This is a genomic window from Pseudomonas sp. LJDD11 (genome assembly GCF_024584215.1).
Classification (GTDB): domain Bacteria; phylum Pseudomonadota; class Gammaproteobacteria; order Pseudomonadales; family Pseudomonadaceae; genus Aquipseudomonas.
Genome location: NZ_JANJFL010000027.1, coordinates 30,065 through 44,669 on the forward strand (window position 1 = coordinate 30,065; position 14,605 = coordinate 44,669).

The window sequence follows — 14,605 nt, forward strand, 5'->3', positions numbered from 1 at the left end:
CTTTGCTGTTCGCCGGGCAGTCACCTCTGAACCAACGCGTGGGGAACAGGACAATGGCAAGGGCAATCTGGAAGGGCGCGATCAGCTTCGGTCTGGTGCATATCCCGGTGGCACTGGTGTCAGCCACCAGCAGCGAGGGCGTGGATTTCGACTGGCTCGACAAGCGCAGCATGGACCCGGTGGGCTACAAACGGGTCAACAAGGTGACCGGTAAAGAGGTCAGCGCAGAAAACATTGTCAAGGGCGTGGAGTATCAGAAAGACCGCTACGTGGTGCTCAGCGAGGAGGAAATTCGCGCCGCCCATCCCGAGGCGACCCAGACCATCGACATCTTTGGCTTTGTCGACAGCCAGCAGATTCCCTTGCAGCACATTGATACGCCTTATTACCTGGCGCCGGTGCAACGTGGTGAAAAGGTCTACGCCTTGCTGCGTGAGACCCTGCATACCAGCAACAAGGTGGCCTTGGCCAATGTGGTGCTGCACACCCGCGAGCATTTGGCGGCATTGATGCCGTTGGCTTCGGCGCTGGTGCTGGTATTGCTGCGTTGGCCGGAGCAGGTGCGTGATATGGATGAGACGCTGCAACTGAGCGAGGCGGTGACGGACGTCAAACTGAGTAAAGGCGAGCGGGATATGGCGAAAAAGCTGGTCAAGGACATGAGTGTCGACTGGCAGCCCGAGGACTACCGCGACACGTTTCAGGACAAGATCATGGCGTTGGTCAAGACCAAGGCCAAGCGCGGCAAATTGGAAGCCGTGGGTGGGCAAAGCCCGGATCCTGAGCGCAAACAGGCGGACGTGATTGACCTCACCGAGTTGCTGCGCCAGAGCTTGGCCGGCCAGAGCAGCCCGCGCAAGACCAAGGCGTCAGCCAGGGCTTCGGCCAAGCCTGCCGCCAAGTCCGGTGAGGCCAAACCGGCAAGCCCTGGCAAACGCCGCCGCGCCGGGTAGTGATTGAAGGAGTCGCCAGATGGTCAGCGAGTACACCCGCAAGCGCCGTTTCGATATCACCCGCGAACCGCCAGAGACCGGCACCCGCAGCAAGCGCAAGGCCGCTGGAGAGGCGCTGAGCTTTGCGATCCAGAAGCACGACGCCAGTCACTTGCACTACGACTTGCGTCTTGAACTGGACGGTACTCTGAAAAGCTGGGCGGTACCCAAAGGCCCGAGCCTGGACCCGGCACACAAGCGCCTGGCAGTGCAGGTCGAAGACCACCCGCTGGCGTACGCCAGCTTTGAAGGGCGTATTCCCGAAGGGCAGTATGGTGCCGGTGAGGTCATTGTCTGGGATCGCGGTGTCTGGCAGCCGCACGGGGATCCGCGCAAGGGGTATGAAGCTGGCAAGCTGGAATTCACCCTGATCGGGGAAAAACTCAATGGCGAGTGGGCGTTAGTGCGCACCCGGCTCAAGGGCAGCGGGAATCGCAAGCAATGGCTGCTGATCAAGCGCAGCGACGATGCGGCGCGGCCGGTCGATGAATTTGATATCACCGTCGAGCGCCCCGACAGTGTCTTGAGTGACGCCACCCTCAGCCGAACCCGGCCGGCCAGGCCTGAGCAGCCGAAAAAACCCACAGCCTTCGTACACACGTTGAGCCCGCAACTGGCCACCCTGATGGACCGACCGCCGCCCGGCGACTGGCTGTATGAGATCAAGTACGACGGCTATCGGATCCTGACCTGCATCCACGCCGGTGAAGTGCGCCTGCTGAGTCGTACCGGCAATGACTGGACAGCACGGATGCCAAGGCTTGCCAAGGCGCTGGCCAGGCTGGGGCTTGAAGACAGCTGGCTCGACGGCGAGGTGGTGGTTCTCGATCGTGACGGCTTGCCGGATTTTCAGGCGTTGCAACGGGCATTTGATGAGCACAGCGATGCACAGATCGTTTACTACCTGTTCGATGCGCCTTGGCTCAACGGCGATGACCTGCGCAAGCAGCCGCTGCAAGTGCGGCGTGAGGCTCTGGCCCAGGTGCTTGAAGGTCAGCGCAGCAAATTGATCAGATTCTCCGCAGGCTTTGCCGCCAGTCATCACGACATTGTCGAGAGTGCAAGGGCCATGGGCCTGGAAGGGGTCATTGGCAAGCGTGCTGGCAGTCTCTACCAGGGCAAGCGCAGTGCTGACTGGATCAAGCTCAAGTGCCGTCTGGCTCAGGAGTTTGTGATCGTCGGCTACACACCGCCCGAGGGTAGTCGTAGTGGTTTCGGCGCGTTGTTGCTGGCGGTCAATGATGCCAAGGCGGCAGGATTGGTGTACGCCGGGCGGGTCGGCAGCGGCTTTGATGGCAAGACGCTGCGCCAGCTCAAGCAACAGCTTGATGCATTGCAGCGTGACAGCTCGCCGTTATGCAAGCCGCTCAGTCGTGAGTTGAGCCGCGATGTGCAATGGGTTGAACCGCAGCTGGTCGCCGAGGTGCAGTTTGCCGAATGGACCCGAGATGCGCTTTTGCGTCAGGCCTCGTTCATCGGCTTGCGTACCGATAAGCCGGCGGCGCAGGTGCTGCGTGAGGTCGCCCGCCGAGCAGGTCTGCCGTTGGTGGATGAGGCGCAGCCGGACTCCTCAGAGCAGGCCACTAAAGCCTGCGTCGCCGGCGTCGCGATCAGTCACCCTGAACGGGTCATTGATCCGCAAAGCGGCGTCAGCAAGGCCGTTCTGGCGCAGTTCTATCTGGCCATTGCCGACCGGCTGCTGGCTGAGCTGAGCAAACGTCCGGTCGCGTTGCTGCGTTGCCCGCAAGGCATCGAGGGCGAGCAATTTTTCCAGAAACATGCCCAGCGCTTGAGCATCCCGAAAATCACTCAACTTGACGCGTCTCTGGACCCCGGTCATGCGCCGCTGCTGCAGATCGATAACCGGGCAGCGCTGGCCGGTGTGGTGCAGATGGGGGGAATCGAGTTGCATACCTGGGGCGCTACCAGTGACCGGATTGAAACTCCGGACCGGCTGATCTTCGATCTTGATCCCGATCCGGCGCTGCCGTGGTGCAGCATGATCGAGGCCACCCAGATGCTCCTGGCGGTGCTCGATGAGCTGGGCCTGCAGGCCTTTCTGAAAACCAGCGGCGGCAAGGGCATGCACCTTATTGTGCCGCTGGCCCGGCACACCGGTTGGGATCAGGTGAAGCGCTTTGGCAAGGCGGTCGCCGAATTCATGAGTCGCCAGTTGCCCGAACGCTTCAGCGCTACGGCCGGCCCACAGAACCGGGTCGGGCGGATCTTTATTGACTATCTGCGCAATACCCGCGGCGGCACTACGGTGTCGGCCTGGTCAGTGCGCGCCCGACCTGGCCTGCCCGTGTCAGTGCCTGTCGGTCGCGATGAACTGGCGACCCTGAGCTCGGCCCGGCAATGGCACGTTGGCAACCTGGCGGAGCGCTTGCGCGATCTGGACGAAGATCCATGGGCGGGCTATCACAATCGCCAGCGCATCACTCAGGCGATGTGGCGACAGTTGGGTATTGATGATTGAGCTTACGATTCGCGGTTGCCGCGTGCGGGTCTAGGCTTATGGTTTTGCTTGCCCGGCGCTGAGCGTTCAGCGCGGGTGCGTCACATACAAGGAGAATCCGCATGACGCCATCCTCATGCCTGACCCGTCGCCGTCTGCTGGCGCTGGCCGCTGGCACTGCCGCAGCCCTGAGCCTTGATTCGGCCAGCGGTGCTCAGCAGCCGGTCATGCAGCCTGTCACCGATTTTTCCGCCAAGCTTCCAGGAGACCGCACCATGCAGACTCGTGCAATCCCTTCAAGCAACGAGCCTTTGCCGGTGATCGGCGTGGGTACCTATCGCGGCTTCGACGTCGCCACGTCAAGCCCGGCCTATAAACAATTGCGTAGCGTACTCGATGCGCTGTTCGCCGCCGGTGGCACCGTGATCGACAGTTCGCCCATGTATGGTCGGGCCGAGCAGACCACCGGCGAACTGCTGTCTATCCACGAGCCGCGCTCGCCGGCTTTTCTGGCCACCAAGGTATGGACCCGCGGCCGCAAGGAGGGCATTGCACAGATGGAGGAATCATTGCGTCTGTTGCAGACCGAGCGCATCGACCTGATGCAGATTCACAATCTGGTCGACTGGCAGACCCATTTGCCGGTGCTGCGTGACTGGCAAGCGCAGGGGCGGATTCGCTATGTCGGCATCAGCCACTACACCTCGTCGGCCTACGATCAGGTCGAGGCGGTGCTCAAGACTGAACAGCTGGATTTCCTCCAGATCAACTATGCATTGGATGATCGCGCGGCCGAAGCCCGGCTGTTGCCGCTGTGCCGGGAGCGTGGGGTGGCGGTGATCTGCAACCGGCCGTTTGGCGGTGGCGGGCTGTTGTCGCGGCTCAAGGATAAGCCGCTGCCCGGCTGGGCGGCGCAGGTGGAGGCCAGCAGTTGGGCACAACTGGCGCTCAAGTTCCTGCTCGCCCACCCGGCGGTCACCTGTGTGATCCCCGGCACCGGCAACCCGAAATACATGGCCGATAACGCCGGTGCAGGTTTCGGCCCGACCCTGACCGATGCCCAGCGCCAGCAGTTGATCGCCCTGATCTAAGGGGCCCTGGCGCCAATACTGTTCGGTCAGACCGGTGGGAACAGCCGGCCGGCGTTCAGTTGGCTGTGGTCCGGCATTCCGCCGTCTTCGCTACCAAGGTAGCTCCCACAGAGGTATATAGCGCCTAACCGAACAGTATTGACCCTAGCGGCGGTCCTTCTTCGGCGCTGGCGGCAACGGCGCGAACAGCGCCTTGAGATCGTCATCGCTGAGCTTCCAGTCGCCTTGGGTACGGCCATCGAGAACACCGGCGGCCAGTGCGGATTTATCCTGCTGCAGGCGCTGGATCTTCTCTTCCACCGTACCCCGGGCAATCATCTTGTAGACGAACACCGGCTTGTCCTGACCGATCCGGTAAGCGCGGTCGGTGGCCTGATTTTCCGCCGCTGGGTTCCACCACGGATCGTAATGGATCACGGTGTCGGCAGCCGTGAGGTTAAGGCCCGTGCCGCCGGCCTTGAGGCTGATCAGGAACACCGGATGGCGGCCTTCCTGGAAGTCGCGGATCGGCGTGCGCCGGTCACGGGTCGAGCCGGTCAGCAGCGAATAGGCGATGTTGCGTTGCTCAAGCTCCTGCTCGATCAGTTCGAGCATCGAGGTGAACTGCGAAAACAGCAGGATGCGCCGTCCTTCGGCGAGCAGTTCCTCAAGCATTTCCATCAGCCCGGCAAGTTTGGCCGAGCTGCCGTGGCGCGGGTTGATCGGCATGTTGTTGACCAGTCGCAGGTCGCAACACACCTGGCGCAGCTTGAGCAGCGCTTCAAGGATGACGATCTGGCTGCGCGCCATGCCCTTGCGGTCGATCTCGTCCCGGACTTTCTTGTCCATCGCCAGGCGCACGGTTTCATACACGTCGCGCTGGCCATCGTTGAGTTCGACCCACTGGATGATCTCGGTCTTGGGCGGCAGCTCGGTGGCAACCTGCTCCTTGGTGCGGCGCAGCAGAAACGGTTTGATCCGCGAATTCAGGTGCTTGAGCCGATCAACATTGCCATGCTTTTCGATCGCGGAGCGGTAGTTGCTGTTGAACTCCTTGCTGCTGCCCAGCCAGCCGGGCATCAGGAAGTGAAACAGTGACCAGAGTTCCCCCAGGTGGTTTTCCAGCGGTGTGCCGGACAGGCACAGGCGCTGTCGGGCCTTGAGCTGACCGGCCGCCTGGGCGGCCTTGCTCTTGGGATTCTTGATGTACTGCGCTTCATCGAGAATCAGTACATGCAGGGGCAGTTTTTCCAGATGCTCGACATCGCGGGGCAGCAGCGCGTAGGTGGTCAGGATCAGGTCATAGCGTTGCAGGTCGGCCAGGTCCTGATGGCGCTGGGCACCGTACAGGGCCAGTACCTTCAACTGCGGGGTGAAGTGTGCTGCTTCGTCGAGCCAGTTGCCGATCAGGCTGGTGGGCATCACCGCCAGAGCCGGACGATCAAGACGCCCGGCCTGTTTTTCCAGCAACAAGTGGCTGAGGGTCTGCAGGGTCTTGCCCAGGCCCATGTCATCGGCCAGCACGCCACCGACTTCCAGCTCGCGCAGCGACTGCATCCAGCTCAGGCCCTCAAGCTGATAAGCGCGTAACTGGGCGTTGAGTCCCTCGGGCAGGTTGACGGTCGCATCCTTGATATTGGCCAGGCGTTCAGCGAAATGCCGCAGTCGGTTACCGCCTTCCCAGGACAGCGGCAGCTCGTCGAGTTCGACCAGCCGCGCCGCGTCGGCGGTGTTCAGGCGCAGGCGCGTGTTGTCCGGCTCGCGCCAGTAGAAGTCGCCAAGCGTGGCCAGCACCGGTTTGAGCCGGCCAAAGGGCAGGGCAATCTGCACCGGGCTGCCACCGCTCTGGGTGAAGTGGTTGAGCTGCACCAGCAATTGTTCTTCATCGCCGCGTTTGGCCACGGCGGCGGGGCTGGTCAGTTCGGGGTGGCTGCGCAGCAGGTTGATCAGGATCGGCAGCAGGCTCAGGCGCTCGCCATTGACGATGATCCCCAGTTCCAGGTCGAACCAGTTACGGTCTTGCTGCTCGTCGACCACGGCATACCAGTCATCCACCGGCGTGACATCGAAACCGAAACCGTCGCGGATGTCGATTTCCCAGCCTTGCTCACGCAGTTTCGGCAGGTCATCGAGCACAAAATGCAGCCAGGCTTTTTCGCCGGGCAGCTCGTACATTTCGCCGGCGCTGTCAGGCAGTGCCTTGCTTTGTCGAGTGGCGATCTTGAAGCCCATGTCGCTCAGTTGCTGGCGCAGCTCGCGTTCGCGCTCGCCTTGGCGGCGGATGCGCAGGGTTTCGGTCGCGGTGTGTTCGAGGATGTCACTTTTCTGGTTGACCAGATCGCTGCCCAGGCTGCTGGTCAGGATGCTTACATGGGTGGTGCCTATCGCATAGTGCTTGCCGTAGGCAAATGCCAACGCCGCACGGTGATGAGTCTGCCGCTGCATGCGCCCGTTACGCGGTTCGAAGGCGGTGAATTCGAGGCTGGCCAGGGTCAGGCGCGGACGCGGTTGCAGGTCATCGATCAGCCGCTCGGGCAGTTTCGGCTGCGCGAGCGCTGGCGCTGGCATGGCCTGCAGCAGTTCATCGCGGTTGTGCGGGTCTTGCAGGTAATGCAGCGCCGCCACGCAGTGCTTGCAGTCTCTGCGTACCGGGCAGGTGCAGGTGCATACCAGGTAATGCGGGGTCAGCGCCGGGTCCTGAAGCACCAGCGACTGGCTGTAGCGCTCGCCACCGCTGCCACGACAGCGGGTACGCACGACCTGGTCGCTGACCTGCTCAAGGCTGATGCGTTTCTGTCGCGCATAGTCACGACCGCGCTCAAGCGTCTGGGCTTTGAAGAAGTGTGTCCATGGTCTGGCCAGGACTTTTTCAAGAATCGATGACACCGGTGTGTAAGGCCTTGCAGTGGCGATGCTTTGAACAAGCCGGACAGTGTACCCGGCTTTGCGCGGATCAGAGTGGAGAAACCTTGATCAGCAGGGCCAGGCTGCCGTAGTCGAGGAAGGTCAGCTCGCCGTTCTTGATCCGGGCGCTCTGCTTGAGCCGCTCGCTGCCTTGCAAAATACCGTGGCTATCGAGGCGGTTGACCCAGAATTCTGCGTCGTAGTCGGTGAAGCGGCCGATCGCCACGCTCAGCGTGCCTTGCACCGGGAAATGACCGAACTGCTCATCACCCTGGGTCACGGCCACGCGGCTCGGTTGCTCGCCGATCTGTTGCTGCCAGGCGCGGTGCATCAGTACCTGATACTGGCCGCTGGCGGTGAGTTTTTCGGCCAGGCCGTTGAGTGCAGTGGCGCGCTGGTTGCCGGCTTCAATCCGGGGCGCGCCGGCGTCCCAGTGCTCGGGCGCCGGTTGTGGGGTCGCGGCCGGCTCGCCGAGTTGGCGGAACAGGATGGCTTCGACCAGGTATTGATCATTGGCAAAGGCGCTCGGGGACAGCGCAGCCAGTAGCACGGTGGTGAACAGGATCAATGAGCGGTACAGGCGCATGAACACATCCTTCAGGCAGATTTCGGGGTCAGGCGCTCCAGCAGCGCCTCAATGGTGTTGAAGCGCTCCTCAGGGCGTTCCATCGGCACCATGAATTTGAACAGCGTGGCGCCTTCGAATTTGTAACGGTTGGGCTGGCCCTGAATCAGCTTGATCAGGGTCAGCGGGTCGACCGGCGTGTTGGCCGCGAACTCGATACGCCCGCCCTGCGGCCCGGCGTCGATCTTGCTGATCCCCAGTTGCTCGGCGACCAGTTTCAGGTGAGTGATGCGCACCAGACTTTTGGTCGGCTCAGGCAGCAGGCCGAAGCGGTCGATCATTTCGACCTGCAGATCCTTGAGGCCGTCTTCGTCGGTGGCGTTGGCGATGCGCTTGTAGAGGATCAGCCGTGCATGCACGTCGGGCAGGTAGTCCTCGGGAATCAGTGCCGGTACTCGCAGGTTGATTTCCGGGCCGCCGCCCAGCGGCTGGTCGAGGTTGGGCTGTTCGCCTTTGCGAATGGCCTTGACCGCACGTTCGAGCATTTCCATGTACAGAGTGAAGCCCACCGCCTGGATCTGGCCGCTCTGGCCGTCGCCAAGCAGTTCACCGGCGCCGCGAATTTCCAGGTCGTTGGTGGCCAGCACGAAACCGGCGCCCAGGTCCTGGGTATTGGCGATTGCTTCCAGACGCTTTTCGGCATCCGGGGTGACCTGCTTGCGCGGCGGGGTCAGCAGGTAGGCATAGGCCTGGTGGTGACTGCGCCCGACCCGGCCGCGCAACTGGTGCAACTGGGCCAGGCCGAACTTGTCGGCACGCTCGATGATGATGGTGTTGGCGCTCGGCACGTCGATGCCGGTCTCGATGATGGTCGAGGCCACCAGCACGTTGAAGCGCTTGTGGTAGAAGTCGCTCATCACCTGTTCGAGTTCACGCTCGCGCATTTGTCCGTGCCCGATGCCGATGCGGGCCTCGGGCACCAGTTCAGCGAGGTCGGAGGCGCATTTCTCGATGGTCTTCACGTCGTTGTGCAGGTAGTACACCTGGCCGCCGCGCAGCAGTTCACGCAGTAGCGCTTCCTTGACCGTGGGCTTGTTCTGCTCCATGACGAAGGTGCGCACCGACAGCCGACGGGCTGGCGGGGTGGCGATGATCGACAGGTCGCGCATGCCTGACACTGCCATGTTCAAGGTGCGCGGGATCGGTGTGGCGGTCAGGGTCAGGATGTCGACTTCACTGCGCAGGTTTTTCAGCTGTTCTTTCTGGCGCACCCCGAAGCGGTGTTCTTCGTCGATGATCACCAGGCCCAGGTTCTTGAACTTCACATCGTCCGAGAGCAGCTTGTGGGTGCCGATGACGATGTCGATCTTGCCTTCGGCCAGATCGGCCACGGCGGCGTTGACTTCCTTGGCCGATTTGAAGCGGCTCATCACCTCGACCTTGACCGGCCAGTCGGCGAAGCGGTCGCGGAAACTGTTGTAGTGCTGCTGGGCGAGCAGGGTGGTGGGCACCAGCACCGCGACCTGGCGGCCGCCATGCACGGCAATGAACGCAGCGCGCATGGCCACTTCGGTCTTGCCAAAGCCCACGTCGCCACACACCAGGCGATCCATGGGTTTGGCGGCGAGCATGTCGGCGCGTACGGCCTCGATGCTCGACTGTTGGTCGGGAGTTTCTTCGAACGGGAAGCCGGCGCTGAACGTCGCGTAATCGGCTTTGGGGTCTTCGAAGGCATAACCTTCGCGAGCTGCGCGGCGGGCGTAAATGTCCAGCAGTTCGGCGGCCACGTCGCGGACCTGTTCGGCCGCCTTGCGCTTGGCCTTCTGCCAGACTTCCGAACCCAGCCGGTGCAGCGGTGCCAGTTCGTCATCGCTGCCGGTGTAGCGGGCGATCAGGTGCAGGTTGGCCACCGGCACGTAGAGCTTGGCGTCGTCGGCGTACACCAGGGTCAGGAACTCGGCGACCTGGTTGTCGACCTCAATGGTCGCCAGCCCCTGATAGCGGCCCACCCCGTGGTCGATATGCACCACCGGCGCGCCTTCGCGCAGTTCGGTAAGGTTCTTGATAACCGCATCGTTGCCGTGCTCGGCGCGTTTTTCCCGGCGCCTGCGCTGCATGACCCGCTGACCGAACAGCGGGCTCTCGGCGACCAGCGCCAGGGACGGGTCATCGAGAACCAGGCCTTCATCCAGCGGCGCGATGGTGATTGCCAAACGTTCAGTGCCAGCGACGAAATCCTGCCAGCCCTCGACGGTTTTCGGCCGCAGTTTGAGGCGATCAAGCAGTTCCAGCAGCACCTCGCGGCGGCCGGCCGATTCGGCGGTGAACAGCACCCGGCCGGGGAACTGATCGAGGAAGTTCGACAGCGCCGCCAGTGGCTGACTGGCCTTGGCTTCGATGGCCAGCTCTGGCAAGGGCTGGGCCGGGAAACGTTCGCGACCGGCACCGGCTTCGATGTCCTGCTGGCTGGCGACCACCCGCGGCCAGTTCTTCAGGCGGGCAAAGCAGTCTTCCACCGGCAGGAACAGTTCGGCAGGCGGCAGCAGCGGCCGGTTGGGGTCGATGCGCCGTTCTTCATAACGATTGCGTACGTCGTTCCAGAAGTTCTCGGCGGCCTGCTCGATGCCGGGCAGGGAGAACACCTGGGTGTCTTGCGGCAGGTAATCGAACAGGGTCGAGGTTTCTTCGAAAAACAGCGGAATGTAATACTCGATCCCGGCCGGGGTGATGCCGCTGTTGAGGTCCTGGAAGATCGGGCTGCGGCGAAAGTCGACATCGAAGCGTTCGCGAAAGCGCGCCTTGAAGCGCACCACTTCATCCTTGTGCAGCGGAAATTCCTTGGCCGGCAGCAGGCGCACAGACTCGACCTTGTCGATTGAGCGCTGGGTGTCCGGGTCGAAGGTGCGCAGGGTTTCGATTTCATCGTCGAACAGGTCGATCCGATAAGGCAGTTTGCTGCCCATCGGGAACAGGTCCAGCAGGGCCCCGCGCACGGTGAACTCGCCATGCTCGTAAACCGTGTCGACGTAGCGGTAGCCGCTGGCCTCCAGCCGAGTGCGCATGGCTTCGACGTCAAGCTTCTGGCCGACATCCAGCACCAGGCTGCTGCCCAGCAGGAATCGGGTCGGGGCCAGGCGGTGCAGGGCGGTGGTGATCGGCACCACCAGCACGCCGTGGTCCAGTTCCGGCAGGCGGTACAGGCTGGAGATCCGCTGCGAAATGATGTCCTGATGCGGCGAGAACAGGTCGTAGGGCAGGGTTTCCCAGTCCGGGAAATGCAGCACCGCAAGCTCCGGGGCGAAGAATTTCAGCTCCTGCTCAAGACGCTCGGCACTCTGGCTGTCAGCGGTCAGCAACAGGGTAAAGCGCCGCGCGGCGCTGGCAGCTTCGGCGATGGCCAGGCTTAAGGCGGCACCTTGCAGGTTGCCCCAGTGTTGTTTGCCGGCGGCGGCAGGCAGATGCGGTAGGCGCAGAACAGACACGGACGGTCGGACTCCAGCTGGGCGACAAAGGCGGCGATTGTAACGGGGTGCAGTGGGGCTGTCAGTTTTCCAGCGCTGTCGGCGGGCTTTTAAACATGGAATTTATGTAGTGCCAGAAGATCTGACAACCGCGCATTGCTCATAAACACTGGGGCGGTCATAATGTAGCCCCTTTTTTCAGCCCCTACATGTGGAAGGTTCCCGTGACTCAGAAGCCCGACCAGTGCCTTGGTGAATGGATCGATCGTGAAGCCCTCGCCGAGGCGATGATCCCGCTCCTCGGCCAGCTGTACCGCAATAACAATGTGGTCACTTCGATCTACGGCCGCAGCCTGATCAACCGTTCAGTCATCGCGATTCTCAAGGCTCACCGCTTTGCCCGTCATCGCCAGGCCGATGCGAGCGAGTTGTCCGTACACGAGACTTTCCCCCTGCTCAAGGCCATGAGCGAGCTCAAGCTGGGCGCCGCTTCCGTGGACCTGGGCCGTCTGGCCGTCAAGTTCAAGACCGAAGGCAACGGCCGCAGCGCCGAGGAATTCGTGCGTACCGAACTGGCCGCCGTGGTGGGTCAGCAAAGTGCTACGCCTGCCAAGGGCAAGGACGTGGTCCTGTACGGTTTCGGCCGCATCGGCCGCCTGCTGGCGCGTATCCTGATCGAAAAAACCGGTGGTGGTCTGGGCCTGCGCCTGCGCGCCATCGTGGTGCGCAAAGGCGCCGAGAACGATCTGGTCAAGCGTGCCAGCTTGCTGCGCCGCGACTCGGTGCATGGTTCGTTCGACGGCACCATCACCATCGATGAAGCCAACAGCACCATCACCGCCAACGGCAACCTGATCCAGGTGATCTACGCCAAGAGCCCGACCGAGGTGGATTACACCCAGTACGGTATCAGCGACGCGCTGCTGGTGGACAACACCGGTGTATGGCGTGACGCCGACGGTCTGGGCCAGCACCTGACCTGCCCGGGTGTTGATCGTGTGGTGCTGACCGCGCCGGGCAAAGGCAAGCTCAAGAACATCGTGCACGGTATCAACCACGGTCAGATCACTGCCGATGACAAGATCATCTCGGCGGCGTCCTGTACCACCAACGCTATCGTGCCGGTGCTCAAGGCGGTCAATGACAAGTACGGCATCGTCAACGGTCACGTTGAAACCGTTCACTCGTACACCAACGACCAGAACCTGATCGACAACTTCCACAAAGGTTCGCGCCGTGGCCGTAGCGCCGCGCTGAACATGGTCATCACCGAGACCGGTGCCGCCACCGCAGCTGCCAAAGCACTGCCGGAACTGGCTGGCAAGCTGACCGGTAACGCGATTCGCGTGCCGACGCCGAACGTCTCGATGGCGATCCTGAACCTGAACCTGGAGAAGGCCACCACTCGCGAAGAGATCAACGAATACCTGCGCGACACCGCGCTGTATTCGGATCTGCACAAGCAGATCGACTACGTCAACTCGCAGGAAGTGGTTTCCACCGACTTCGTCGGCTCGCGTCACGCCGGTGTTGTCGACGCCGAAGCGACCATCGCCAACGACAACCGCGTTGTGCTGTACGTCTGGTACGACAACGAGTTCGGTTACAGCTGCCAGGTGGTGCGCGTGATGGAAGACATGGCCGGGGTCAACCCGCCAGCGTTTCCTGCGTAAACGCAGCTTTAAGTTGTAAGCGGCAAGCTGCAAGTGGGTGTTGTCTGGGCTGACCGGGCATCACCAGAAAAAACGGGTCGATTGTTCGACCCGTTTTTTTTCGTCTGCAGTTTGTGCGGGCGGCGCGCTCAGCTTGCGGCTTGAAGCTTGCCGCTTGTAGCGCTCTTGGCCCGGAACAGCACCAGGGTGGCTATGAGGCCAAGGATCGCCGCGCCGGTCAGCCAGATGCCTGGTGCCGCTTTGTTGCCCAGTTCATGAATCAGCCAGGTGCAGGCTGCCGGGGTGAAGCCGCCGAAGGTGGCGGTGGCCAGGCTATAGGCCAGCGAGAAACCGGTGGTGCGTACATCGGCGGGCATGATCTCGGTCAGCGCCACGACCATCGCGCCGTTGTAACTGCCATACAGGAATGACAGCCACAGCTCGACGGTCAGCAGGTTGGCAAAACTGGGGTGCGCGACCAGCCAGGACAGGGCAGGGTAGGCGGTGAGAATGGCCAGCACGGTGGCGCCGATCAGCAATGGCCGCCGCCCGATGCGGTCGGACAGGCTGCCCATCACCGGCAGCCAGATGAAGTTCGACACGCCGACGCAGACGGTCACCAGCAAGCTTTCCAGGTCGCTCAGGTGCAGTTCGTTCTTGCCGAAGGTCGGGGTGTAGGCGGTGATCAGGTAGAACGATACGGTAGTCATCACCACCAGCGCCATGCCGGCCAATACCAGGCCGAAGTTCTGGCGGATCGAGCGCAGCACTTCACTCAACGTCGGGCGATGCTTGCGCGCTTCGAACTCTGGAGACTCCTCAAGCGAACGACGGATGATAAACAGCGCCGGCACGATCAGGCAGCCGATGAAGAACGGCAGGCGCCAGCCCCAGTCGCCCATCTGCTCAGGGCTCAACCAGTGATTCAGCGCCACACCCAGCAGCCCGGCAAACACCACAGCAGCCTGTTGGCTGGCCGACTGCCAACTGACAAAGAAGCCTTTGCGGCCTGGCGTTGAAATTTCCGCGAGATAAACCGACACGCCGCCCAGCTCAACGCCGGCCGAGAAGCCCTGCAACAAGCGGCCCAGCAGAACCAGCAAGGGCGCGGCCAGGCCGATACTGTTGTAGCCGGGCACGCAGGCGATCAGCAACGTACCCATGGCCATCAGACCCAGAGTAATTAGCAGCCCTTTACGGCGCCCGTGGCGGTCAATGTAAGCACCCAGAAAAATCGCCCCTAACGGCCGCATCAGAAAGCCGGCGCCGAAGGTGGCCAGCGACAGCATCAGCGAGGCAAATGCGCTGTCGGTAGGGAAAAATGTCTTGGCAATGGCCGTGGCGTAGAAGCCATAGACCATGAAGTCGTACATTTCGAGAAAATTGCCGCTGACAACGCGAAAAATCGCCTTGCCTTTGCTGGTGGTTGTGGTCATGGCTCTGACTCTTCAGGCTGGATATTGAGGTTGTTGGTCAGTCTGCTGGCTGCCGTGGCAGCACTCC

General features: G+C 62.2%; 8 protein-coding genes. 4 read left to right on the top strand and 4 right to left on the bottom strand.

Features of this window, described 5'->3' with window-relative positions; genetic code table 11:
* Nucleotides 1–53 precede the first annotated feature (53 nt).
* From NRB16_RS23980 to NRB16_RS23990, 3 genes are all read left to right on the top strand, one after another.
* Nucleotides 54–953, top strand: coding sequence for a Ku protein (locus NRB16_RS23980; RefSeq protein WP_257107087.1), 900 nt, complete (start codon nucleotides 54–56; stop codon nucleotides 951–953).
* Between the two features lie 19 nt (nucleotides 954–972).
* A complete protein-coding gene (gene ligD, locus NRB16_RS23985) occupies nucleotides 973–3,471 on the top strand; it encodes a DNA ligase D (protein ID WP_257107088.1) in 2,499 nt (832 codons plus the stop codon).
* 101 nt (nucleotides 3,472–3,572) lie between these two features.
* Nucleotides 3,573–4,541, top strand: a complete 969-nt coding sequence (locus tag NRB16_RS23990) for an aldo/keto reductase (RefSeq protein ID WP_257107089.1) — start codon at nucleotides 3,573–3,575, stop codon at nucleotides 4,539–4,541.
* A gap of 144 nt (nucleotides 4,542–4,685) precedes the next feature.
* Here the strand turns inward: NRB16_RS23990 and NRB16_RS23995 are convergent, their stop codons facing one another.
* The 3 genes from NRB16_RS23995 to mfd form a co-directional block, all read right to left on the bottom strand.
* Complete coding sequence (locus NRB16_RS23995; protein WP_253140341.1) at nucleotides 4,686–7,406, bottom strand: DEAD/DEAH box helicase; 2,721 nt, start codon at nucleotides 7,404–7,406, stop codon at nucleotides 4,686–4,688.
* A 67-nt stretch (nucleotides 7,407–7,473) separates the two neighbouring features.
* Complete coding sequence (locus tag NRB16_RS24000) at nucleotides 7,474–8,010, bottom strand: CsiV family protein (RefSeq protein WP_253110366.1); 537 nt, start codon at nucleotides 8,008–8,010, stop codon at nucleotides 7,474–7,476.
* An 11-nt stretch (nucleotides 8,011–8,021) separates the two neighbouring features.
* Nucleotides 8,022–11,471: a transcription-repair coupling factor gene (gene mfd / locus NRB16_RS24005; protein ID WP_045490013.1), complete on the bottom strand. Its 3,450-nt coding sequence runs from the start codon at nucleotides 11,469–11,471 to the stop codon at nucleotides 8,022–8,024.
* A gap of 188 nt (nucleotides 11,472–11,659) precedes the next feature.
* On the opposite strand from mfd, the gene NRB16_RS24010 reads away from it, so the two are divergent.
* Nucleotides 11,660–13,123 carry a glyceraldehyde-3-phosphate dehydrogenase gene (locus tag NRB16_RS24010; protein WP_257107090.1) on the top strand — a complete coding sequence of 488 codons (1,464 nt, stop codon included), beginning with the start codon at nucleotides 11,660–11,662 and terminating at the stop codon, nucleotides 13,121–13,123.
* A 128-nt stretch (nucleotides 13,124–13,251) separates the two neighbouring features.
* Here NRB16_RS24010 and NRB16_RS24015 read toward each other — a convergent pair whose 3' ends face one another.
* Nucleotides 13,252–14,538: an MFS transporter gene (locus tag NRB16_RS24015; RefSeq protein WP_045490015.1), complete on the bottom strand. Its 1,287-nt coding sequence runs from the start codon at nucleotides 14,536–14,538 to the stop codon at nucleotides 13,252–13,254.
* Nucleotides 14,539–14,605: the final 67 nt, after the last annotated feature.

What these genes read in the sequence shown, in the direction of transcription:
- NRB16_RS24015 (WP_045490015.1), bottom strand. Translation starts at nt 14,538, where the DNA reads ATGACCACAACCACCAGCAAAGGCAAGGCGATTTTTCGCGTTGTCAGC.
- NRB16_RS23990 (WP_257107089.1), top strand. Translation starts at nt 3,573, where the DNA reads ATGACGCCATCCTCATGCCTGACCCGTCGCCGTCTGCTGGCGCTGGCC.
- NRB16_RS23980 (WP_257107087.1), top strand. Translation starts at nt 54, where the DNA reads ATGGCAAGGGCAATCTGGAAGGGCGCGATCAGCTTCGGTCTGGTGCAT.
- NRB16_RS24010 (WP_257107090.1), top strand. Translation starts at nt 11,660, where the DNA reads ATGTGGAAGGTTCCCGTGACTCAGAAGCCCGACCAGTGCCTTGGTGAA.
- NRB16_RS24000 (WP_253110366.1), bottom strand. Translation starts at nt 8,010, where the DNA reads ATGCGCCTGTACCGCTCATTGATCCTGTTCACCACCGTGCTACTGGCT.
- ligD (WP_257107088.1), top strand. Translation starts at nt 973, where the DNA reads ATGGTCAGCGAGTACACCCGCAAGCGCCGTTTCGATATCACCCGCGAA.